A 23,219-nucleotide genomic window follows, 5' to 3' on the forward strand; every position below is an offset into this window, starting at 1 on the left:
GGAAATCGCTGCCTAAAAATCGCAACTAGCCAGCCTTTGGGCTAGGGATGACGGTTCCCAACCGCAATAGCCATAAACTTTCACCCACAACACCCGCGGTAGGTGTCCGGTGGGTGCTTGCGCGTCAAAGGCTAGTTCGTGGTAGTTGAGCCACTGAGCGTCTTTTCGCCATCCGACCCGATCGCCGAGAGCTTCGTAACTTTGCCCGACTTCATCGTAGATTGGCTTTTGCACGCTCAACCCGAAGCGCCCTTCGCTGTATTGTACCCATAGGCGATCGATCGTCCGCAAATCGGTACAGGGGAAATTCTCGAAGGTTTGATTTCCGTCATAATCGCGCTCCATCGCACGGATGATATTCACCATCAGGTGCCGAGTTTCACCGTCTGCCTCTTTGTAATTTTGTGCGGCGAGTAAGTCTCGCAGCTTGGTATAGTCCACCCCCATCTCGCTTGCCAAATCGCTGAAATCCGATTGGGGAAAGCTGGGAGCAACTGCGATGCGATCGGGTTCTGGGGTGGGTTGGGTTTCTGGTATGAGGGATTCGGTGTCTGCTGTGGGAACTGCTGATTGTTCCGTTGATGGGGTTTCCTCTATTTGCGCCACCGTTTCCGATTCCGGGGTGGGAACAACTGGTTGTGAAGTTGATGGAGTTTCCTCCATTGGCGCTATGAGTTCCGGTTCCGGTGATGGGGTGAGTGGTTCTCGAGTGGATGGGGTTTCCTCGATTTGTGCCACTGGTTCCGATTCCGGTTCCGGAGTGAGCGCTTCAGTGGATGGGGTTTCCTCCATTGGCGCTATGAGTTCCGGTTCCGGGGTGGGAGTTACCCGTTCCGGTGCAGGAGTTTCCTCGATTTGTGCCACCGGTTCCGGTTCCGGTTCCGGAGTGAGCGCTTCAGTGGATGGGGTTTCCTCCATTGGCGCTACTAATTCCGGTTCTGGTTCCGGAGTGAGCGCTTCAGTGGATGGGGTTTCCTCCATTGGCGCTACTAATTCCGGTTCCGGGGTGGGAGTTACCCGTTCTGGTGCAGGAGTTTCCTCGATTTGTGCCACCGGTTCCGGTTTCGGTTCCGGAGTGAGCGCTTCAGTGGATGGGGTTTCCTCCATTGGCGCTACTAATTCCGGTTCTGGTTCCGGAGTGAGTGGTTCTCGAGTGGATGGGGTTTCCTCGATTTGTGCCACCGGTTCCGATTCCGGTTCCGGAGTGAGTGGTTCTCGAGTGGATGGGGTTTCCTCCATTGGCGCTACCGATTCCGGTTCTGGTTCCGGAGTGAGTGGTTCTCGAGTTGGTGGCGTTGCCTCGATTGGCGCTACCGATTCCGGGGTGGGAGTTACCGGTTTTCGAATTGATGGCTTTGCCTCGATTGGCGCTACTGCTTCGGGTTCCGGAGTGGGAACTGCTGGTTGTGAAGTGGATGGGGTTTCCTCGCTTTGCGCTTCTGCTTCCGGTTCCGGTGCCGGAGTTACCGCTTCAGTGGATGGGGTTTCCTCCATTTGTGCCACCGGTTCCGGTTCCGGGGTGGGAACGACTGGAGTCGGTGGAACTTCTTCAATGGTTGGTTCCGGTACCGGAGAGGGAACTGATGGAGTTGGTGTTGGAATGGGAAAATTCTGACCCGATGTCGGGCGATTTTCCGCGAAGGGAGAGGGCAGGGGTTGCCTCGGCTCAGAGGCAGTAGAATTATCGTTAAAGTTAGAGGGCAGGGGTTGCCCTGGAGAGGGTGCCGGCGATCGATCGGGGGTAGATGTGGGGATGCGATCGACTCCAGAAGAAGGGGAGCTAGGACGGTTTTCCTCTGAGGAGCCTTCCGGTCTGACTGGCGATGTTGGCGGTGATGAAGGTCTCGGAGGTCGTGGCGGTGAGGGAGGAGTGGGTAAAGGACGGCGTACGTCTTGCCGATCGCTGCCTCGGAACATATTTCCCAAAGCCAGAGCAACCAACACGACCATGAAAATTGCCAGTAAGATTAATACCCACATAAAACTCTTCTTTCTCCTCTGTGATGAAACATATGACGCACCCCCGAAACCTTAACTGAAACGATCTTACTTCAAGGGGGACTCTGGAATTCGGAATTTGGAATTCGGAATTCGGAAAGGGGAGAATTGGGGGAATTGGGGGAACGTGGAGAATAACGAATCACCGATTTTTCATTGTCAATTGTCCATTGACTTTTTCCCAATTCGTCATTGACTATTCGCCAAAAATGAACAGAATCGATTTAGAACCTAATTCGGGTTGCAAAGACGATCGCCTCGATCGGATTATCGGTTTAACGGGGGGAATTGCCACCGGAAAATCTACGGTTGCTAATTATTTAGCCCAAACCTATCACTTACCCATATTGGATGCGGATATCTACGCTCGCGAAGCCGTACAACCGCCTTCTCCAATTTTGGCGCAAATTCATCAGCACTACGGCGATAGAATTTTACAGATTGATGGAACTCTCAATCGCCGTCAACTCGGTCGTATTGTCTTCGAGCATCCCCAGGAACGTCAGTGGCTTGAAGAACAGATTCATCCTTACGTGCGTCGGCGGTTTTTAGAGGAGATCGCCGATGACCGCCAACGTCGCGAAGCCGGTGATTCCCTAAAGCCGATCGTGTTGGCAATTCCGCTATTATTTGAAGCTCGAATGACCGATTTAGTCAGCGAAATTTGGGTTGTCTCTTGTTCGCTAAACCAGCAGAAAGAGCGACTGATGAAACGAGATCGCCTCACCTTAGAAGAAGCCACTGCCCGAATCGAGTCGCAGATGCCAACGGTCGACAAATGCGATCGAGCCAATTTGATTTTAGATAACTCTTCGACATCCGAAATTTGGGTAAAGCAGCTCCAAGCGGCATTACGTTAGTCTAGATTTGGTGTGATGTGGGAAACAGTTTTAATGTTGCTTCAAATTCCATTTGCAATTCGTGTAGATCGTTTCCGTCAAAAATTTAGCGCGATCGTGCTGTCAATGTTAGCCGCTCCGGGGATGGCTCTGGTACCGTGGAGTCAAACTCTCGCCACAGATGGGGAAATTTCTCCCGTCGAGGAGATCCAAAACCCCGACTCCAATCGGGGACAACGAGGAGAGATACCAGAAGGAGAACTCGCGCGCACGGCACGATACCGCACCCCGACGGAACTGCTGGCGGAAGCGGAGCGTCTGGTACTGCTTGGAGAAATCGAACAGGCGCTGGCTGCCTACGAAGAAGTGCAAATGCTCAACGGATTTTTTGGCATCGGCGCGAATTCTTGGAACAAGCTGTGTTGGTACGGCAGTCTTTGGGGCTATGCGAGCGATGTGCTCGATGCCTGCGAAAGTGCGGTAGCGCTGGCTCCAGACAATATTAATATTATCGACAGTCGCGGTTTAGCGCGGGCTTTGAGCGGCGATCGAGAAGGTGCCATCGACGACTTCACCACCTTTGTTGAAGGAGCCCAAAACGATACTCGCAAATTTCAACGTCAATCCTGGATCGATGCCCTCGAAGCGGGAGAAGATCCATTTACCGCCGACGTGCTGCGGTTGCTGTTTATCGAATAGTCCAAACTTCAATAAATACTAACGGCTGGTGCAACTTTTGCTGAGGTCTTGAATTCACGTGGTTCGAGCGACTCGATATTGGGAAATTCTCGCGAGTGAAAACGGAAAATCAAGGGTTTCAGAAATCAAGTTGCACCGAAGCGTTACGAGGCGTCGCCAATCGAAGATCGAATTCGATCGAAAATGCTACATAATAAATAGGTTTGACCCCAACGATATCGAAATTCTTTAAGATTGGCACGGCCCATGCGAACCCACTATTGCGGACAACTGCGAAGCGAACATATCGGCGAAACCGTCACCCTTTGTGGCTGGGTCGATCGCCGTCGCGACCACGGGGGGGTGATTTTCGTAGATGTGCGCGATCGCGCGGGAGTGGTGCAAATCGTCGGCGATCCCGAACGCACCCCCGAGTCCTATGCAAAAGTCGAAGCCCTACGTAACGAGTACGTAGTGCGGGTGACGGGACGGGTGACCCAGCGGCCTGAAGACTCCCTCAACCCCAAACTCCCCACCGGGGAAATTGAAGTTTATGCCGACGAACTCGAACTTCTCAACGGGGTAGGCAAACAATTGCCGTTCCAGGTTTCGACTGCTGAGGGGGAATCGGTTAAAGAAGAGTTGCGCCTGAAGTATCGCTATTTGGACTTGCGGCGCGAGAGGATGGCGAAAAATCTCCAACTGCGCCACCAAATTATTCAATCCATCCGCCGCTTTTTAGAAGACGATCGCCAGTTTATGGAAGTGGAAACTCCAATTCTAACCCGATCGACTCCTGAGGGAGCGCGGGATTATTTGGTGCCGTCGCGAGTCAACGGGGGGGAATGGTATGCCCTGCCGCAGTCGCCGCAACTGTTCAAACAACTGTTGATGGTGTCGGGGGTCGATCGCTACTATCAAATTGCCCGATGCTTCCGGGATGAGGATTTGCGGGCCGATCGCCAGCCGGAATTCACCCAGTTGGATATGGAAATGAGTTTCATGTCCCAGGAGGAAATTCTCGAACTCAACGAAGCCCTGGTTTGTCATCTGTTCAAAACCGTCAAAGGTGTTGATATTCCCCGTCCCTTCCCCCGCCTCACCTACGCCGAAGCCATGGATCGCTACGGTTCCGATAAGCCGGATACTCGGTTCGGGTTGGAGCTGGTGGACGTGTCGGATTTGATGAAGGATTCCGGATTTAAAGTATTTTCCAATGCGGTGAAAGCCGGGGGCATCGTTAAAATTCTGCCGATTCCCGGCGCGGATTCGGTTATTTCCAACGTGCGGATTAAACCGGGTGGGGATTTATTTAAAGAAGCCAGCGAAGCCGGGGCGCGGGGACTGGCTTATATTCGGGTGAAAGAAGGCGGCGAAATCGATACCATCGGGGCGATTAAAGATAATTTAAGTGCCGAACAAAAGGATGAATTGCTCGCCAGAACCGGTGCGCAACCCGGTCATTTGCTACTGTTTGCGGCAGGAGATGCAGCAACGGCGAATAAAACCCTCGATCGCTTACGGTTGGTTATCGGCCGGCAGTTAGGCTTAATCGACGATGACAAAATCGATTTGCTGTGGATCGTCGAGTTTCCGATGTTCGAGTGGAACGCCGACGAGAAGCGCCTCGAAGCCCTGCACCACCCCTTCACAGCCCCCTATCCCGAAGATATCGACGACCTAAAAACCGCCCGCGCCCAAGCTTACGATTTAGTCTACAACGGCACGGAAATCGGGGGCGGCAGCCTGCGAATTTACCAGCGAGAGGTCCAGGAACGGGTATTTGAGGCGATCGGATTATCGGAAGAGGAAGCCAACGCTAAGTTTGGATTCTTGCTTGAAGCTTTCGAGTACGGAACCCCACCCCACGGCGGTATTGCCTACGGTTTGGATCGGATGGTGATGCTGATGGCAGGGGAAGAATCGATTCGGGACGCGATCGCCTTTCCGAAGACGCAGCAAGCCCGGTGTTTGCTTACAGATGCGCCGGCTAGCGTAGATGCCAAGCAGTTGAAGGAGTTGCACGTGGCTTCGACGTTTAAACCGAATAAGCCGAAGGGTTAGGGCTGGTTGAATCTTCGAATTGAATTTTCTAGGGGCATCTGGGCAAGATGTCCCTGATTCGGCTGTTTAGAATGGATCGGCAACTGCCCAGAGTGTCTATTTACTCACAGGCGAGGTGGATTCCGACGGAGATCCCATCGTTTAGTCTAAACTCCAGTATTTAAGCGCACTCGGACGAAAAGTTTTTCAAACAAAAGGGCGAATACAATTCGCCCCGACCCATCATGCTTTATCGGTACGACTAGCGTCAGCCCAGTCTTACTTGTTCGGCTGCGGAGTCATGCGCAGATAGGGCTTAATTTCCTCGACACCTTTGGGGAATTTCTGCTTCGCATCTTCCGTAGAGATAGAAGGCACGACGACGCAATCATCGCCATCTTTCCAGTTCACGGGGGTGGCAACGCTGTGGTTGTCCGTGAGTTGCAGGGAGTCGATGACGCGCAGAATTTCATCGAAATTGCGTCCGGTGCTCGCAGGGTAGGTAATCGTCAAACGCAGCCGCTTGCTCGAATCGATGATGAAAACAGAACGAACCGTGAGGTTGTTGAGGGAGTTGGGGTGAATCATACCGTAAAGATCCGAGACTTTGCGATCGGGATCTGCCAAAATCGGATAGTTCACTGTTGTGGACTGGGTTTCGTTGATGTCTCCAATCCAGCCTTGGTGAGATTCGGCACTATCGACACTGAGGGCGATGGTTTTAACGCCACGCTTTTCGAACTCCGAGGAGAGTTTGGCAACTGCCCCGAGTTCCGTCGTGCAGACGGGGGTGTAGTCGGCGGGATGGGAGAATAAAACGACCCAGCTATCTCCAGCCCATTCATAAAAATTAATGGTGCCTTGAGAGGAGTCTTGAGTGAAATCAGGGACTTTATCGCCGAGTTGAAGGGCCATAAGTTAGGTCTCCGAAAATTGTAAAATTAGGAACATTTTTTAGTTGCAGTTTTCAATGATCTCACAAAACTACGGTTCACCGATCGGGTTTTAGCTCTTTTTAATGTTCATCGAATTTATTAATCGGGTGTATTAGAATTGCTGATGGGTTGCCGATCGAGTAACAAGATAAAGTACTGCGGCTCAGAAGCCAACCGTATCGGTCGAAAACCCAACGACGATCGCTGTGGACTCCTACCGATAGTTTCTCTTAATGCTACATCCGCTTCTTCAGACCCTCGAACCCTTCCTGGTTCCCATCTGCTTTGTCTGTGCTTGGGTGGCGATCGCCACCCTGGTGATGAACCTGCACTCGGCGATTTCCTCGGGAGTCGAACAGGCCAAACAGATGCACCAAATTCCTTGTGCGAATTGTATCTTCTTCACCAACGACCATCGCCTCAAGTGCCCGGTGAACCCGACGATTGCCATGTCGGAAGATGCGATCGATTGCGGTGATTATCGGCAGCGGAGTTCCTACGGGGAAATGGACAATTGACAATTGACAATGGGTCTGTTGCGATGCTTTTCCCCATCTCCCCCTCTGAGCCTCCGGAGCGTCCTTAAACAGTAGTTCGCTCAGCCAATGCATCGAGACCTTGCCAAATTTCGTTTAACAGAGCATCGAGATTCAGCCGGGAAACAGCAGAAATTCGAAACACCAAATCGCCGGTGAGTTCGTGCAACTGGGTCGCGATCGCATCGATTTCTTCTTCGTCGCGATCGGCTGCATCCATTTTATTGAGGGCGATAATCTGCGGGCGATCGGTCAACCCCCGACCGTAAGATGCAAGTTCGTCTCGAATCACTTGATATTCGGAGATCGGATCTTTAGTGGTGACGTCAATTATATGTAATAACAGGCGCGTTCGTTCGATATGGCGCAGGAACTCGTGACCCAACCCCGCACCCAAATGGGCCCCTTCGATCAGTCCGGGGATATCGGCAAACACCGTTCCATCTCCCGTAGGCTTGCGCACCACACCGAGGTTCGGAATTAAGGTGGTGAAAGGATAATCGGCAATTTTCGGTCGGGCGGCAGACAGAGCGGCAATCAGCGTCGATTTACCGGCATTCGGCAGTCCGATAATCCCCACCTCTGCCAGGAGTTTCAACTCCAAACGCAGTTGGCAAACTTCGCCGGGAAGTCCGGGTAGGGCATGTTCGGGTGCTCGATTTTTGTTGCTCAAGAAATGCTTGTTGCCCAACCCCCCTTTGCCCCCAGCCGCGACGCACAACGACTGACCGGGTGTGACTAGATCGCCGATGACATCGCCGGTTTCGGCATTATAGGCCATGGTTCCGCAGGGCACTTCGAGGATGCGATCGTTTCCCGAGGCCCCGGTACGATTGCTCGGACCTCCCCGTTTGCCATCATCGGCTTTGAAGCGGTGGGCGTATTTTAGATCGAGGAGAGTTTGCAGGCGTTCGGTTGCCACCAGAACCACAGACCCCCCTCGCCCGCCATTACCGCCGGAAGGACCGCCAGCAGGCACGTATTTCTCGCGGCGAAAGGAAACGATGCCATCGCCGCCTTTTCCACCTTCGACTTCAACTTCAACCCGATCGATAAATTGCATCGTTTTCTCGCTTAAATTACCGAGCGCAGTACGGCGAACTTATGGTTTGGATTCAACGGTCTGCGATCGGTAATGTGTCTATTCTTGTTGACCCCACGTACAACTGAATGCCAAGTCACGGAGTGACCGAGCAGATCGATTCCCCCTTTTCCCGCTCGATGGGGTGTGGGAGAATTGAGTAGCACGTGGCGTTATGGGGTAACCCGTCAGCGTTTTGAGAGGGATAACGAGCGTTCCCCCGACCTCTCGTTACAGATAAGGCGTAACATCTTCCTCGCATTCATCAGCGAGATAGGACAGGGCCCGAAAGCGCAAACCCACTAACTGTTCGTAAAGGGGATTGAGCTTACACATGGGGGGAATGTGAACGATCTTGCGACCGAACAGCTTGACATCCCGCTCGAACGGACATTGAGAGGGTATCATTTTACACAAAAATCGGGCAACCTTGGGATCTTCCATCTCTAGACGATCCAGCCATTCCCGAACCGGCGCTAAAACGTTGATTCTGGGTCCGTCCTGGGGGGGGCGCAGAGGACTTGCAGCACTCGAAGATGCATCGGTTGCCTCCGTTTTTTGAATATCTTCGAGGGTATGGCGCAGGGAATCGATCGCATCGACTTTTTGGTTGAGGGCGACGCAAAATTGGTGCAGCACTTCGTCCTCAGAAGCGGTATAGATGCCATCGGCCAGGGCTACCATCACCGCCGTTCTCAGGAAGTTTTGGGCGATCGTTTCATCCGAACCGAGAACGGCTGCCAAATCTTCGGGGGAAATGGGTTTGAGATTGGCCAGGTCAAAGGGAATCTCTTCTTGAGTGAGAGCAGCGATCGCTTTTTGCTCTTCTTCGTCGAAGTTGCCATCTGCCCAGGCAATCGCTAGCAAGCCCCGCAGCCATGCCGCAGTTTGTTCGTCAGTATAAGAGGATTTAACGGTACCGGTCATAAAAGTTTCGTGGGTCTCAACTATAATGATGTTTTGTGAAGTGTATTTTTAAAGATACTGCGATTGTCTGGCGGGCAAGCCGAAGACGGTCGAGGAGATCGCCAAAATTAAACTGCGATCGGGCTGCCTTCCCGTGCGATCGCTTCATCCACCCCAAGACCCGTCGCTATCCTGATATGATATGACCCCCCAAGAATTTGGTTTGTTCTTCATTTCAATATTAACCAACGCTGTGGGGCAATATCTTCTCAAATCCGGGGCTTTGAAGTTAGGAACCGTTAACGCCCGCGATGCCATCGGCTATATCTGGAGTATCGTCACGACCCCCGAACTCGTCAGTGGTTTGTGTTGTTATGGGGTAGGGGCACTCGCCTATATTCTCTTGCTGACAAAGGTGAACCTCAGCGTGGCAGGACCGGCGATCGCTTTAGTTTACGTGATTTCGGTGCTGCTGGGGTTTTTTGTGTTCAACGAAACCATTCCCCCGATTCGTTTGGTGGGGTTGGGGTTCATTATCTGCGGGGTGATTTTGGTGATTTGGCAGAAGTAAGATCGAGTTCGGTGAAATACTGACAATTCCGGTTCTGGAGAAATTATCGCCCCCGACCTGAGTACAGGACAAAACTTGGAGATCGTGCCTTGAACAACCCTTGAAAGCCAGGTTCGGCAGGTCATCACAGTTATTTTCAGTCGAAGTCTTGATGTATCAAGGGTTTCCGCAAAAATCGTTTTTTTGCACCCTCAACCTACACATAACCATAGGAGCTAGGGAGCGGGATGATTTATGAGCTAGTGAGCAAGGGGCGGCTGACTTATTCAGCAAGCCCGAAGTAGGTGGGTCGTTAGTCATGGCAAGTCTAATCCCCGCACCAAAAACAACCCACCCTGAAAATATCTACTCCGTTTTCAGCTGGGATCTACCTTCTCGAACACGGATTCCGTAGATTTTCACTCACCTCAATTAACCATTGGCAATCTCGATCGGTTCTAAATCCTCTGCCGGTTGGTAACCGAAGACGCGGGAGTAGAAATAAAACTCACCATCGAGGGCACGCTTGATATTTTCCCCCTTGCGGAATCCATGCTGTTCCCCCTCGAAGGGAACGTAAGCCACCGGTAGCCCTTTTTTCTCCAAAGCTGCCACCATCATCTCGGCTTGGTTGGGGGGAACCACTTTATCTTCGAGACCCTGGAAAAAGATCGTCGGACAGGAGAGGCGATCGGTAAAATGAATCGGCGATCGCGCCTGATACAAATCTTGGCGTTCCGGATAAGGACCAATTAAACCATCGAGGTAGCGCGACTCGAATTTATGGGTATCGGTTGCCAGAACTTCCAAATCGCTGACTCCGTAGTAACTTGCCCCCGCTTTAAATACATCTCGAAAGGTGAGGGCAGCCAAGGTGGTGTAGCCCCCCGCACTGCCACCGGCGATCGCCAGTCGTCCTCCATCGACCCATCCGCGTTTGGCAACGTACCGCGCCGCATTGGCACAGTCATCGACATCGACGATTCCCCAATTGCCTTGCAGCCGCTGGCGGTACTCCCGTCCGTAGCCGGTACTGCCGCCGTAGTTGACATCGAGGAAGGCAAAGCCGCGACTGGTCCAGTATTGAATCGAGAGACGGAGACTGGTAGAAGTACTCGCGGTGGGGCCGCCGTGACTTTTCACCAGCAGCGGCGGTTTTTCTCCCTCGGGGGCACTGTAGTCTCGATTGGTGGGGGGATAGAAAAAGGCAAAGGCCGTGGTACCGTTTTCCGTGGGAAATTCGATCGGCTTGGGCGTCGAAAGATAGCCGGGGTCGAGATCGATTTGCGTCGATTGCCGCAGAATTTCGCTTGTCTGGGTGGCTAAATCCAGTTGAACGATCGCCGTCGCCCGATCGGCCGATCCCCCCAGGAACAGCACCCGATCGCCCGCTGCGGTGATGCCGGAAATTTGGGTGTAAGGGGTTTCGATTGGGCGAAATTCTTTCGTTGTCGTATCGATCGTTGCCAGATGCCACAATCCTTGCTGGGTATAGGTACAAACGATACGCCCGTCTCCAGCAAAGGCGTAGGTTGACATTCCGAACACCCACTGGGGAGTGGCGAATTCCGCGGCGATGGGATGCAAGGGTTCGATCGCCCCGTCCCTCCAGCGATAGAGATTCCACCAATCCGTGCGATCGCTGACGAAATACAACACCCCATCAGGAGACCATTGAGGCTGGAAAATCGATTCGGTCTTGCTACCGGCGACTTTTTGCGGGTTCTCAACTGTCCCATTCTCCCCAATGGTCGCTACCCATAACTCGGTGCCATCCCAAGGCATACAGGGATGGTTCCAGGTCAACCACGCTAGTTGCGATCCGTCGGGACTCAAGGAGGGGGAGGCGTAAAAATCGTTGCCTGAAACCAGAACATCGGTTTTGCCAGTTGCCCGATCGATACTAACGATGGTGTTGAGTGCTTCCCCGTCTCCGGTATGGTCTTCTCGCACGCAGATGAGGCGATCTCTCGGGGTATCGATCCGCATGTCCGCGTAGCGCAGTTTGGCGTCCCCAACGATTGCTCTAGGTTCGCTGTCCGGGGTTTGGGCGTACAGTCGACCGTCAGCAAAGTTAGAAAAATAAACCGTTTCGTTCTTGATGGCAAACGCGCCGCCACCGTACTCGTGAACGCGGGTTCGCACGTTAAAACCCTTTGGGGTGATATCTTGGGTCTGACCGTCTGGGGTGCGGCTTACCAACACGTTCCGTCCCCCTTCTGCGGGTCGGCCTTCAAGCCAGTAGACCCGCTCTCCATCTGTTGCCACTCCCCCCAAACCAATGGTTTCCGATACAATTAAGCTTGAGGTAATGGGAGATTTCCAGGCTCCGTAGGGAGCCATCTTTCGTTCGTCTTCGGTCATCGATTGCGGACTAATTGTCTCTTGAGTGTATTACTATTATTTTTAACAGAATTTACCGAAAAATCGGGAATTTTTAACAAATTGGATACTCACAGTTTTCCCGGATCTGACGAATGACTTCCGGTGATATTTTTAAATGTTGTTGGAGTCGATCGATAATCTTTTCTTCTCGCCGATCTAAACCGTCAGCTAGAGCCACTCGCATGGCTAGTTCGAGTAATTGACCTCGTTCTGCTTCGGAAATCACCGTTAGAATTGCCAAGATTAAGCGATCGAGTTCCGGTTCGTTGAGGATTAAGTTTTCGTTTGGAAAGGCACTATAAAGCTTTTCAAATGTTGACTCAAATATTTCTAAATACTTGTTTTCAAATTCTGTTTTATCTTGGGCAGAAATCGGAGCGAGCATCTCAAAGACCTCTTGCAAACAGCCCGTTTCTGCTGCCAAAATTTCGCCATCGGCAGCGACGATCGCTAAACCCAATGCCATAAATGCTTCAGCGCGATCGAATTCTAAATTCATCATCGGCAATGGAGGTTGCGGGGGCAGGGGACGCAGGGGGAGCATTAGGGAGAGTGAATCGATCGTAAAAAATTGACGACTCGCGATTCACCCCGTCTGGAATGTCACCCCATCTCTAATTTATCGCGGTACTCAGACGGGTTAGGATATTTTTTGGCCAGATCGATTGGAAATGCGAGCAAGATGTTTGTATGCTCCGCACACGCGCACGCATTCGCACTAAATTGTCCTAAGGTCACTGAATATGGCGATAATTCCGCGCCTCCGAATTCCCTACCCCCCTAGGGCACCGGAATAAATTAATCCTCGCTCCAAATCCAGGGTGAGAATCGCGCCGTCGCGAATCAGTTGGGTGGCATTTTTCACTCCCACAATCACCGGAACCCCCAACCGCAAGCCGATGACCGCCGCATGGCTCTTGAGGCTGTCGTCTTCGGTAATGATTCCAGCGGCCTTGCGAATCACATCCACAAAATCCGCACTGGTGCGGGGGGTTACCAGAATTTCGCCGGGATTGAAGCTTCCGACTTCCAAAACGCTGCGAGCGATACGTGCCGGACCGCTGACTAAGCCTTGACCCAGGGCAATGCCTTGACCCAGAACCGCCGTCACCACTTCGACTTTAATTAAGTCCGTCGAACCGGCGACCCCCTGTAAAGTTCCAGCCGTCATCACCACCAAATCCCCTTCCGAGAGCAACTCATTTTCTTGAGCGACGCTGAGTGCCGCTTGGAAGGTTTGCCCGGTGGAGGGCAAATCTAACACCAACAACGGTTTGACTCCCCAAACCAGTTGTAGCCGTCGCGCCACGTCCATATGGGGCGTTACTGCTAGAATGGGGCGATCGGGTCGAAACTTGGAGACGTTGCGAGCCGTCGAACCGGTTTTGGTGAGGGTCATAATTGCCGAGGCTTCCAGTTGAGAGGCAATTTGACCCACGGCTTGGCTGATGGCGTTGGGAACCGATCGCCCCGTATCATCGACGTTAGTAATATTTTGAGTAATTTGTTCCTTTTCGATGCGCACGGCAATCTGGGCCATCGTTGCTACGGCGCGAATGGGATAAGACCCGACGGCGGTTTCGTTGGAGAGCATCACCGCATCGGTACCGTCGAGAATGGCGTTAGCCACGTCGGAAATTTCCGCCCGCGTCGGCCGGGGTGAGGAGACCATGCTATCGAGCATCTGGGTGGCGGTAATCACCGGAATTCCCAAACGATTCGCCGTCCGAATCAGCCGTTTTTGTAGGATGGGGACATCTTCTGCCGGGAGTTCGACCCCCAAATCCCCCCGTGCCACCATCACCCCGTCGCATAGGGAGAGAACTTCCTCCATTTGCTCGATGGCTTCGTGTTTTTCGATTTTGGCAATCACCGGCACGTTTTTCCCGGCACTGGAAATGAGTTCTTTAATTTCGAGGACATCCTGGGGATTGCGCACGAAGCTCAAGGCCACCCAATCTACGCCGCGATCGAGTCCGAACATCAAATCCTTACGATCTTTGTCCGTTAGGGCTTTCACCGACAAGTAAACTTTGGGAAAGTTGACCCCTTTGTTATTGGAGAGTTTCCCCCCAACCACCGTCCGACAGTAGAGTTCTCCGGCGGCGCGATCGATTTTTTCCACCTGCATTTCCACCCGTCCGTCGTCGAGCAGAATCATCGCCCCTTCGGGAACTTCTCGGGCCAGGGGTTCGTATGTAATAGAGGAGATGGTTTGAGTGCCGACAACAGATTGGCTGGTCAGGGTGAACGGATCTCCTTCTTTGAGTTGGATGGAGCCGTTTTCAAAGCGTCCCAGACGAATTTTCGGACCTTGCAGGTCTTGGAGAATGCCGACGGGTTGGTTTAGCTCGAAGGAGGTTTGGCGAATTAAGCGAATACTGCGCTGGTGGTCTTCGTGAGTCCCGTGGGAGAAGTTTAGCCTCAGGGTGGTTGCTCCAGCGCCAATCAGCGCCCTCAAGACTTCTGGGCTACTGGTTGCCGGGCCGATGGTGGCGACAATTTTGGTTCGACGCAGGGGGGTTTTTAGTTGCATGAACGCACAATCTAAACGGCTCGCGAGGAATTTGGCAATTCCCTTGTGGATAGTGTCTCACAATCGCCTCGGTTTGCTTACATTGAAGAGCGTAATTTCCAAAATTTTTTCGTTCCCCCATCTATGGCCATAGTTCTACGAATTGATAGACGCTCAAGAGGAGCAGGGGGAGCCGGGGTTGCAAGGGGAGTGGGGGAGGAGAGTCCCTGACAAGTGTAGATTTTTTACCAAAGTCGCTCAAATCAAGGTTTTTCATTCGCTTCCCATTGACATTTTCTCCGTGAATTATTCGAGGGCGATCGAATCATGGTTGTTTGAGCATCGTTTCTGCCCACTCAGAAAGTACCGACTCACCCCTGAGTAAAAAACCTACACTTGTGAAGAGGAGAGTCCTCCCCCTGCTGGCAACTGCTATCTCATGACCGATTGTGGGATGTCTAAAGCGGAGTGGATCTGAATTGTTGGAAAATCGAAGGAGAGTCGTTCTCAAATGCGAGGTGATGGACTGACTAAATTGACGATTGCCCAGTGCACTTTAATCCCAGAAAGTGAATGGATTAATTTGATTTAGACTTTAAATATAACGATTGAAATTTATTTTTTTCATTTGAGGGAACATTTTATCTTTTTTATTCCGAAACCGCCAGAATAATCTGGTAAATTTTGCAATTTCGATTTTTCTTGGGTTTGACGCTCCAGAACATCGATCGCGATTGAAAGTTTTAAATTTTATAGTACCCCGGTCGGGTACCTTAGAGAAAAATAAAGCTGATAGAATCGAATTGAGGAATATTTTTTGTCTGTTTGCAGTGATCATTTTACACCGGACTTATTATCAACCCGGTTGGAAGACTGAGTTGTTATCGGTAAACTGAGAATGGGGGGGAAGGTGCACAGATAACGGATAATTTAGAGTTTCATTGGTTCGGACTCAACAAATTCCGTAAACCCCAACAAAGACCATCTACATCCTAAATTCTAGAACCGTGACGATTCACTAGGGAGAAAAGTAAGATTATGTCGATCGAAAAAATTCGCTTGCACTTGCCAATGGGTTTGGCCGTTCTAGCATTAGGGGGAACCATGGGTTTCCCAGTGTCTGCGGGTGGTCTCGATACGCTTCCCAATGGCCGACTCGAACGGCATCTCGATGAGTTAGCATACCAAGTGGTTTTTGAGTCTCCTGATGGCGGTGACAGCGTGCCGAGTAATTCAGTCGGTGGAGGAACCCGTAGTTCTCAGGTTTGCAACCGGCGTTCGAGTTCCGGACTAACGCTCCTGCTTCCTCAAAATGGTGTGGGATTGACCGTTGACTCTCATCCGGCTTTTTTCGTTTACGTTCCCGACTCGGATTGCAATTATGCCGAGTTCAGTCTGTATGAAGAGGATGGCGACCAGGAAATCGTGTACGAAACCCGATTTGCAATCCCGAACGCACCGGGAATTGTAAAGTTAGAACTACCTGAAGATCGACCCCCGCTCGAAGTGGGTCAGACTTATTCATGGTATGTGAGTTTGGCATTGGATGAGTCGAGTGAAATCGACGTGCGCTTCCCCTTTGCTGCAGGAAGCATCCAACGGATGGAAGCGGATTCGGAACTGGTGGGGAATTTAGAAAATGCCACTCCCCTCGAACAAGCGGTCGCATACGGTACGAAAGGGGTTTGGCACGAAACCATCGCCATTCTCGCCGACCTCATCGATTCTCAACCCAATAACATCGAGCTTCAACAGCAGTGGGAAGACTTACTTCAATCGGAAGATGTGGGTTTGGCAACGATTGCTCGAGAACCGTTCGTCGAGTGCTGTAATTTAGAGAATACCGACGAACAACTCTAAAAAGTACCGGGTATTGGAGGGGATGAGTCGAAGGTCAGCATTGAACCGTCAGCGATCGACGTTTGAATTCAACACCGTCAGTATTCGTTGAAGTTCTCTCACCTCAATAACGCATCGTGCGGCTTCGAAGAGCTAAATAGTCAGCTCTTCAGACCCCTTTGAAGCTGATGGCTGGCGGCCAATCGCTGAATGCTTAAGTAGAAGTCTGAATCAATCCTGGCTCAACCCCTCTCCTTTCCAAATTCCTGCTAAGATTTCAATGCCATCGCCTTACTCTCGGCGACAATTTTCCGCGTCAGTTCCGGATCGATTTTAAACGCTTTTTTCAACCGCTTGATGATATCGAGTTCTCGGGGTTCTATACCATCGGCAACGGCAACGGCAACGGCGAGGCGAAAGAGCATGTCGGCATGATCTTTAGGGACGGACTGATAAATGACTGAAATGAGTAGGGTGAGTTGAGCATCGCTCAGGGATAGATCGCGATTGGGAAACAAACGATCGATTTTTGCTAAGGTGCGATCGAATAGGGCTTCCCAGGCTTCTTCATAGTCTTCGTCGGGGTCAACCCTCAAAAGATCGAGGCTTTTAAACATTTCCAGCATCATCGCCGTTTCTTTAGCCGTACAGCGCTCGTCTGCGGAAATAATTGTAATTCCGACGGCCATAAATGCTTCGGAAACGTCAAAGCGAATGCTCATTTGCGAACTCCAAATTTGCGATTGAGAGAATTGAGTGGACAAGAATGCGATGCGCGACTCTGAGGGCGGGATTGGGGTCTGAATTTAATCCGAAACAACGGTTTGAAACCCCCCTTTATCTTCGCTCTAGCTTATCATTATCTTGTAAGCATTCAGCACTTAGCTATCAGCGATCGGCGATGGTCAGAAAACGCCCCCTCGCCTGGGTGGAATTAGAGTTATCGTTATCAGAGCGGAATTAGGATTCAGTGGTAGCTGAACCCATTGAAATCCCAGAAGTTGAGAGGTGAAACAAGCTGATAGCTGACGGCTGATAGCTGAATGCTGACATTATCTTGCTCGATCCATTCGATCTTTCCCGAGAGTTGAGAATGCAGAATTAACGCCATGTGCAACTTAATTCTCCAAAATCCTCTCCCACGGGGGAAAGGGGAAAAGGGAGACTTTTCAACTCGCTCACCATCCTTTCGAGTGCAAAAAGAGCGCACACCGCGTGAATTAAGAATTAACAATTAAAAATTCACGGTTCTGGGATCGTCCCCAAAGCTTCCCCAAAACCCCGAACCACCCAAAACCTGTAGGATGATGGTATTAGCTTCAAAGACATCGGATAAGGGACAGCATGGGTGCCATAGCCGCAGAACTGACAGAACTGACACAAATTCTCGATCGCGATCGCCTCTGCTATTGGGAAGACTTGCCATTACAGAAACGCCAGCAGATTTTGGCAGCTGTTACCCCTGGAGTACAACCGGAACTGATGGTTTCTCCCCAAACCCCAGCGGAACTGGGAAAAGTGATGGCACTGGCGAATCGCAATCGATGGCGGGTGTTACCCACGGGGGAAGGCAGCAAACTCCACTGGGGGGGATTGGCGGAAGGTGCCAATCTGGTCGTCAGTACTCAGCGGTTGAACCGGGTTATCGACTATGCCGTGGAGGAGTTTACCCTGACGGTGGAAGCTGGGATGAAGTTTGCCGATATTCAGAACCTGCTGGCACAGAACAACCAATTTTTAGCCATCGATCCGGCCTACGCACACCAAGCTACCATTGGCGGCATCATGGCGACGGGGGACGGCGGAAGCTGGCGACATCGCTACAACAGCGTCCGAGACCAACTCCTGGGGATTTCATTTTGCCGCCACGATGGCGAACTTGTCAAAGCCGGGGGACGGGTGGTGAAAAACGTTGCCGGATACGATTTGATGAAGCTGCTGACGGGGTCTTACGGCACCCTGGGAATCGTCACCCAGATGACGTTTCGGGTTTATCCGATTCCAGAAGCGTCGGCAACGTTGGTACTGACGGGAACGGGTAATGCAATCGCTTCTGCCGCGCAAACGATTCTTTCCTCCGCCCTCACTCCCACCGCCGTTGACCTCCTTTCCACCGGATTTGCAACTGGTTTGGGGGTAGGCAATGCCATGGGGTTGATGGTGCGCTTTCAAAGTTTACCTGAAAGCGTAACGGAACAGTCCGATCGCGTTTTGGAAGTTGCTAACAAATTAGAGTTGCAACATCAAACTTTTCGGGATGATGCGGAGACGGACTTATGGCAGCGATCGCGAATTCTAATGGAATCGGGCGATCGAGACACTCAAATTACCGGCAAAATAGGAGTTATCCCCACTGAAGCGGTTTCTATTTTGACCTTACTCGACAAGATTTTACCCGAAAATGCCATTGGCATCGTTCATGGCGGGTGTGGGTTGGGACGGGTACAAATGAACGGCAAGAACGGGAAATTTTATCTCGATCGAATCTCCAGGTTGCGATCGGCATTGGAGGGGAAAAGGGGATTTTTGAGCGTTCTGGAAGCTCCAATTTCTGTTAAGCCAAAACTCGATCTTTGGGGCTATAGCGGGAATGCGATCGGTATCATGAAAACCATCAAACAGAAGTTCGATCCGCAAAACATTCTCAATCCCGATCGATTTTTAGTGTAGGCAAATTTTTCGTGCTGTCAGCTCTCAGCTCAAACCTGACAATCTGTACCGCTTCGCACTGGTTTGTTTACACGATGGAAAAAATAGTTTTTTCTATTCCCTATTTCCTATTCCCCATGACTGAACATTTGTAATCAAAAGGGTACGAACTGTTATATAGCCGATCGCATTGACTCAATAATATAAATGCATCATGCGATCGAAATCAGATTCAGTTTAAAAAAAATCGAAAAAACGAGATTAACTCTTGACAAAAATGCAATCCTCTGAAAATAAAATTGCCACAAACTCTCTCAAGCCCGCTAAAGAGAGCAACTTTCTCGGGCAAAACCCCCATTTTGAAGACCTGGCAACCACGAATTTCGATACACAACATCCCCCCAAACAATCCTTAATCGATACTTGCGTTCACTGTGGATTTTGCCTGTCCACTTGCCCCAGTTATCGAGTATTGGGGACAGAAATGGATTCCCCTCGGGGGCGTATTTATATGATGGATGCCATCAATAAAGGGGAGGCAGATTTAGAGACGGCATCAGAACATTTTGATACCTGTTTGGGATGTTTGGCTTGCGTCACCACCTGCCCGTCGGGGGTACAATACGACAAGCTGATTGCCGCCACCCGCCCCCAGGTCGAACGCAACGTTTCTCGCTCGACAGACGATCGTCTTTTGCGCACCCTTATTTTCAATTTATTCCCTTATCCTAACCGCCTGAAAGCAACCCTGCTTCCCCTCTATTTCTATCAGAAATCTGGGTTGCAAAAACTGGTGAGATCGAGTGGATTGCTCTCCAAACTTTTTGCCCGGTTAGGTGCAATGGAATCGATTTTACCGCAAATTTCATCGGGGGCAATGAACGCCACTTTTCCCGAGGTAATTCCAGCACAAGGGGAGAAACGATTTCGGGTGGGAATGATGCTCGGTTGCGTCCAGCGTTTCTTCTTCCACCCAGTGAACGAAGCGACAGTCCGAGTGCTTACGGCGAATGGCTGCGAAGTTGTGATTCCCAAAAGCCAAGGCTGTTGTGCTGCTTTACCCGCCCACCAGGGGCAAGAACAACAAGCCCAAGCCCTCGCCCGTCAAATTATCGATAGCTTCGCTGGAACTGATGTGGATGCGGTGATTATCAATGCCGCTGGATGCGGGCATACCCTGAAAGAGTACGGTCATATTTTACAGGATGACGAGGCGTATCGAGATCGAGCGATTGCCTTTTCCGCCCAGGTGAAAGATGTGAATGAATTTTTAGTGGAAGCGGGATTAACCGCCCAGTTACACCCCATTTGCGATCGGGATTTAACCCTTGTCTATCAAGATGCCTGCCATTTGCTGCACGGGCAAAAAATTAGCGCCCAACCGCGCCAACTCCTGCGGCAAATTCCCGGTGTGAAATTACGCGAACCCATCGACGCATCGCTGTGTTGTGGCAGTGCGGGGGTTTATAATATGCTGCAGCCGGAAGTGGCCGACGAACTCGGACAACAAAAGGTGGACAACTTAGCGAATACGGGAGCAGATTTAATCGCGTCGGCGAATCCCGGTTGTTCTCTGCAAATTCAAAAACATTTACAGTTGCAAGGGAAAGAGATTCCCCTAAAACACCCGATCGAATTGTTAGATTTATCGATGCGGGGTCAGAAGCTAGAGATTTAGAATGAAACAGAATCAATGACCCTCGTTAGAGTCTTTCTGGGGGCGATTGTTGGCAACCGCCTGTCTCGAGAAACCGAACGAACTGCCATTTATCCGGCACAGGGAAAGTGGGTCACGGGCATGGGTTCGACCAGTAGGGTGGTTTTATTGCGACCCACTACTTGTACGGTGGTACCCGGACGCAGGGTTAGGGTACAGTCGCACAAAGCGAACCAAAAAGAACCCCGGAATCGCACCCGTCCCCGCTTGCCCGGTTCGATGGCTTCATCGACGATGGCACGACCGGTAAAGAATTGAAAGCCATTGGTTTGTCGGTTGTTGAGTTTCATCTGTTTTGCGTTGAATTCGATATCTATATCTTCGTGAATCTCTGTCGGAGTTCGTGACGGTGGAGCGATCGATCGTGCCTGACTTTTGCTGGATTTGTGCCTGACTTCAACAGGTAGAGTTATGACAAGACTCCAACGGTGTACAATACGGAAACTCTGAAAATTCATAGATAAGGATAGTGCTTTGCCATGACCAATACGATTCCTGAAGCCGTCAGCGATCGCATTTGCAAGCATATGAATGAAGATCATGCCGATGCCTTGGTTCTCTATGCGACGGCATATGGAAACTGTGCTGAAGCAACAGAAGCGACAATGGTTTCGATCGATTCTCAGGGGATGAATTTACAAGTGCAGGCGAATGGTGAAACTCTCCCGGTTCGCGTCAAGTTCGAACGCGATCTTAAAGATGCAGAAGATGCGCACCATACCTTAGTCGACATGCTCAAATCTGCCCGCAAAAAGTAACCCTAAAAGAAATAAATTCTCAATTTTTAATTCAATTTTTGAGATAATTATTTAAAAGGCGGTCGATTTGTTCGATCTCCTTTTATTATTTTTATGTCTAATCATTTAGGCACTACAAATTTATAGAGTAGGTCGTTTTTGTTTAAGTATTTAGCGAGCAATCATCAGTCGTTCGTTTAAAACTTCGATCGAGCTTATAGCTTGCACCTCTTCCAAGCCAAAATTCCTGAAATTGTAGCTGGTTCTCAGAATCTAAAGCCATTCGTAAGCCGACTTCAAAGGAGTATCGCTGACGACGGATGACCCATCTCTGAATCCTAACTTTAAGAAATATTGCCAAAAACCAGAAAAAATGTAAAGAACGAAACTGATGATTCGAGAGAAGAAATATAATTTCAGAATCTGTATTTTAAAAAATATAGTGTTTTAATTAGTTGGAGTTATGTTTCTGATGAGCCGAAATAAAAGTCGCGCAATCGGTCGAGCAAGAGCAACCTTTAGCATTACCTTATTTGTGTTCTTATTTCTGTTCGTATCTTTTTTGAGCTTTAATTTTATTAATGCACTGATTACCAAGTTTTCGGCCGGCTAAAGTTCGATCGAAATTGCAATTGTAGTCGTCGCCACGACTGTTTATGAAAGTCCGCTCGAACACCGGCCTCTTTACATCCAAGGCTCCCAGTATCCGCCTTCAGGGTTCATTGTCTGCCTGGCGATCGCGATTTTTCTAGTGCAGCGCCCCAGAAATAACGACCTAGCTCTCAAACGCAGCAAAGCGATGTAGAGTAAGCATTTTAAATTTTTAATTGGGCATTTTTAATTCTGCGTAGCAGCACTAGCTTTGCATTTTAAATAACCACTCCACCGCTTTTGGCAACAGTCGATAGGCTTCTGTTGCCAAAACAACCGGACCGACAACAACTTCCCCCTGGCGGTTCCGCAGTGCTTTCCAAATCGCGTTCGCAATGTCCTCCGGCTGAGAGACCCAAGAGGATTTGAGCAGTTCGCTCATTTGCTGGCGGCGTTCTTCAGACTCCGCACCATCGTCCCCCCGAAACATCGCCCGTTCGAGGAAATCGCTATTAATCACCCCCGGATGCACCGCACAAACGGTAATCCCTTGGGGTTCTAATTCCAAACGCAAGGTTTCCGTCAATCCCGTCACCGCGTACTTACTCGCACAATAAGCCGTCATATTCGGTAAAGGCACTTTCCCGCCAAAAGAGCCAACATTGACGATCGCCCCAGAACCGCGTTCTAAAAAATGAGGCAGCAAGCCATCGATAGTATAGACGTAGCCGAAAAAGTTAGTATGAAAGAGCTGATGCCAATCCTCTAACGTCGTTTTTTCCATCTTTCCCCTCAGACAAATGCCGGCGTTGTTGACCAGTACATCAATCCGCGAAAAGCGATCGAGAGCTGCATCTACTAACCCCTTCACTTGTTGGGAATCCCCCACATCGGTAGAATGAGCCAAAGCCTGCCTCCCCAGAGCGCGCACCTCTTGGGCCACGGCTTCTAATCGATCGCGCCCTCGTGCGGCCAACACCACATCGTAACCTTCCCGTGCAAAGCGCAACGCCGTTGCACGACCGCTTCCTTGAGATGCACCGGTAATCAACACCGTCGAAGCCATAATTGAAAACGAATAATAGGTCTTTTCGATTGTGCCAGAATAATTTGCGAGCGCCTTCGATGGCCATGTCGGAACTGAATCCTCTATAAGAGACAATAGCTATGCTCTCGAAAATTAGACTTAGCTATAATAACCTTCATCCTAGTAGAGTTAA

The 23,219-nt window shown here is 50.6% G+C and carries 20 protein-coding genes; 9 read left to right on the forward strand and 11 right to left on the reverse strand.

Annotated elements, in window-relative coordinates:
- Window positions 1–12: 12 nt before the first annotated feature.
- Entirely contained in the window at window positions 13–1,980 is a 1,968-nt protein-coding gene (locus AC2215_RS20705) for a GUN4 domain-containing protein (protein WP_486811906.1), read from the reverse strand.
- A 227-nt stretch (window positions 1,981–2,207) separates the two neighbouring features.
- Here AC2215_RS20705 and coaE point away from each other — a divergent pair, with 227 nt between their 5' ends.
- The 3 genes from coaE to aspS all read left to right on the forward strand — a co-directional run bounded on the left by coaE (window position 2,208) and on the right by aspS (window position 5,579).
- Complete coding sequence (coaE, locus tag AC2215_RS20710; RefSeq protein ID WP_486811907.1) at window positions 2,208–2,858, forward strand: dephospho-CoA kinase; 651 nt, start codon at window positions 2,208–2,210, stop codon at window positions 2,856–2,858.
- A 96-nt stretch (window positions 2,859–2,954) separates the two neighbouring features.
- Window positions 2,955–3,536: a tetratricopeptide repeat protein gene (locus AC2215_RS20715; protein ID WP_486811908.1), complete on the forward strand. Its 582-nt coding sequence runs from the start codon at window positions 2,955–2,957 to the stop codon at window positions 3,534–3,536.
- Between the two features lie 246 nt (window positions 3,537–3,782).
- Window positions 3,783–5,579 (forward strand): aspartate--tRNA ligase, encoded by a 1,797-nt coding sequence (aspS, locus tag AC2215_RS20720; RefSeq protein ID WP_486811909.1) that lies wholly within the window; start codon window positions 3,783–3,785, stop codon window positions 5,577–5,579.
- Between the two features lie 258 nt (window positions 5,580–5,837).
- Here the strand turns inward: aspS and AC2215_RS20725 are convergent, their stop codons facing one another.
- Window positions 5,838–6,473, reverse strand: coding sequence for a peroxiredoxin (locus AC2215_RS20725; protein ID WP_486811910.1), 636 nt, complete (start codon window positions 6,471–6,473; stop codon window positions 5,838–5,840).
- Window positions 6,474–6,726: 253 nt separating this feature from the next.
- Between AC2215_RS20725 and AC2215_RS20730 the strand changes: the two genes are divergently transcribed.
- Window positions 6,727–7,011: a hypothetical protein gene (locus tag AC2215_RS20730; RefSeq protein ID WP_486811911.1), complete on the forward strand. Its 285-nt coding sequence runs from the start codon at window positions 6,727–6,729 to the stop codon at window positions 7,009–7,011.
- Between the two features lie 64 nt (window positions 7,012–7,075).
- On the opposite strand, the gene obgE is transcribed toward AC2215_RS20730, so the two are convergent.
- Both obgE and AC2215_RS20740 read right to left on the reverse strand, forming a co-directional pair.
- Window positions 7,076–8,092 carry a GTPase ObgE gene (gene obgE / locus AC2215_RS20735; protein ID WP_486811912.1) on the reverse strand — a complete coding sequence of 339 codons (1,017 nt, stop codon included), beginning with the start codon at window positions 8,090–8,092 and terminating at the stop codon, window positions 7,076–7,078.
- A 249-nt stretch (window positions 8,093–8,341) separates the two neighbouring features.
- Window positions 8,342–9,037 carry a Mo-dependent nitrogenase C-terminal domain-containing protein gene (locus AC2215_RS20740; RefSeq protein WP_486811913.1) on the reverse strand — a complete coding sequence of 232 codons (696 nt, stop codon included), beginning with the start codon at window positions 9,035–9,037 and terminating at the stop codon, window positions 8,342–8,344.
- 181 nt (window positions 9,038–9,218) lie between these two features.
- Here AC2215_RS20740 and AC2215_RS20745 point away from each other — a divergent pair, with 181 nt between their 5' ends.
- Complete coding sequence (locus AC2215_RS20745) at window positions 9,219–9,587, forward strand: EamA family transporter (protein ID WP_486811914.1); 369 nt, start codon at window positions 9,219–9,221, stop codon at window positions 9,585–9,587.
- Between the two features lie 411 nt (window positions 9,588–9,998).
- On the opposite strand, the gene AC2215_RS20750 is transcribed toward AC2215_RS20745, so the two are convergent.
- The 3 genes from AC2215_RS20750 to pyk form a co-directional block, all read right to left on the reverse strand.
- Complete coding sequence (locus AC2215_RS20750; protein WP_486811915.1) at window positions 9,999–11,930, reverse strand: S9 family peptidase; 1,932 nt, start codon at window positions 11,928–11,930, stop codon at window positions 9,999–10,001.
- A gap of 73 nt (window positions 11,931–12,003) precedes the next feature.
- A complete protein-coding gene (locus tag AC2215_RS20755; RefSeq protein ID WP_486811916.1) occupies window positions 12,004–12,453 on the reverse strand; it encodes a TerB family tellurite resistance protein in 450 nt (149 codons plus the stop codon).
- 270 nt (window positions 12,454–12,723) lie between these two features.
- Entirely contained in the window at window positions 12,724–14,487 is a 1,764-nt protein-coding gene (gene pyk, locus AC2215_RS20760) for a pyruvate kinase (RefSeq protein ID WP_486811917.1), read from the reverse strand.
- 1,017 nt (window positions 14,488–15,504) lie between these two features.
- Here pyk and AC2215_RS20765 point away from each other — a divergent pair.
- Window positions 15,505–16,326, forward strand: a complete 822-nt coding sequence (locus tag AC2215_RS20765; RefSeq protein ID WP_486811918.1) for a DUF928 domain-containing protein — start codon at window positions 15,505–15,507, stop codon at window positions 16,324–16,326.
- A 248-nt stretch (window positions 16,327–16,574) separates the two neighbouring features.
- Here AC2215_RS20765 and AC2215_RS20770 read toward each other — a convergent pair whose 3' ends face one another.
- Together AC2215_RS20770 and AC2215_RS20775 are read right to left on the reverse strand one after the other, a co-directional pair.
- Window positions 16,575–17,027, reverse strand: coding sequence for a TerB family tellurite resistance protein (locus AC2215_RS20770; RefSeq protein ID WP_486811919.1), 453 nt, complete (start codon window positions 17,025–17,027; stop codon window positions 16,575–16,577).
- A 245-nt stretch (window positions 17,028–17,272) separates the two neighbouring features.
- On the reverse strand, window positions 17,273–17,416 hold the full coding sequence (locus tag AC2215_RS20775) for a hypothetical protein (RefSeq protein WP_486811920.1): 144 nt from the start codon (window positions 17,414–17,416) through the stop codon (window positions 17,273–17,275).
- Window positions 17,417–17,649: 233 nt separating this feature from the next.
- Here AC2215_RS20775 and AC2215_RS20780 point away from each other — a divergent pair, with 233 nt between their 5' ends.
- Both AC2215_RS20780 and AC2215_RS20785 read left to right on the forward strand, forming a co-directional pair.
- Window positions 17,650–18,975, forward strand: a complete 1,326-nt coding sequence (locus tag AC2215_RS20780) for an FAD-binding oxidoreductase (RefSeq protein ID WP_486811921.1) — start codon at window positions 17,650–17,652, stop codon at window positions 18,973–18,975.
- Between the two features lie 256 nt (window positions 18,976–19,231).
- Window positions 19,232–20,632, forward strand: coding sequence for a (Fe-S)-binding protein (locus tag AC2215_RS20785; protein ID WP_486811922.1), 1,401 nt, complete (start codon window positions 19,232–19,234; stop codon window positions 20,630–20,632).
- A gap of 89 nt (window positions 20,633–20,721) precedes the next feature.
- Here the strand turns inward: AC2215_RS20785 and AC2215_RS20790 are convergent, their stop codons facing one another.
- The gene (locus AC2215_RS20790; protein WP_486811923.1) at window positions 20,722–20,961 is read right to left on the reverse strand and encodes an NfeD family protein; all 240 of its coding nucleotides are present in this window, start codon (window positions 20,959–20,961) and stop codon (window positions 20,722–20,724) included.
- Between the two features lie 189 nt (window positions 20,962–21,150).
- Here AC2215_RS20790 and AC2215_RS20795 point away from each other — a divergent pair, with 189 nt between their 5' ends.
- Window positions 21,151–21,429: a DUF2470 domain-containing protein gene (locus AC2215_RS20795; RefSeq protein ID WP_486811924.1), complete on the forward strand. Its 279-nt coding sequence runs from the start codon at window positions 21,151–21,153 to the stop codon at window positions 21,427–21,429.
- 835 nt (window positions 21,430–22,264) lie between these two features.
- Here AC2215_RS20795 and AC2215_RS20800 read toward each other — a convergent pair.
- On the reverse strand, window positions 22,265–23,065 hold the full coding sequence (locus AC2215_RS20800; RefSeq protein ID WP_486811925.1) for an SDR family NAD(P)-dependent oxidoreductase: 801 nt from the start codon (window positions 23,063–23,065) through the stop codon (window positions 22,265–22,267).
- Window positions 23,066–23,219 lie beyond the last annotated feature (154 nt).

The organism is Zarconia sp., assembly GCF_057467645.1.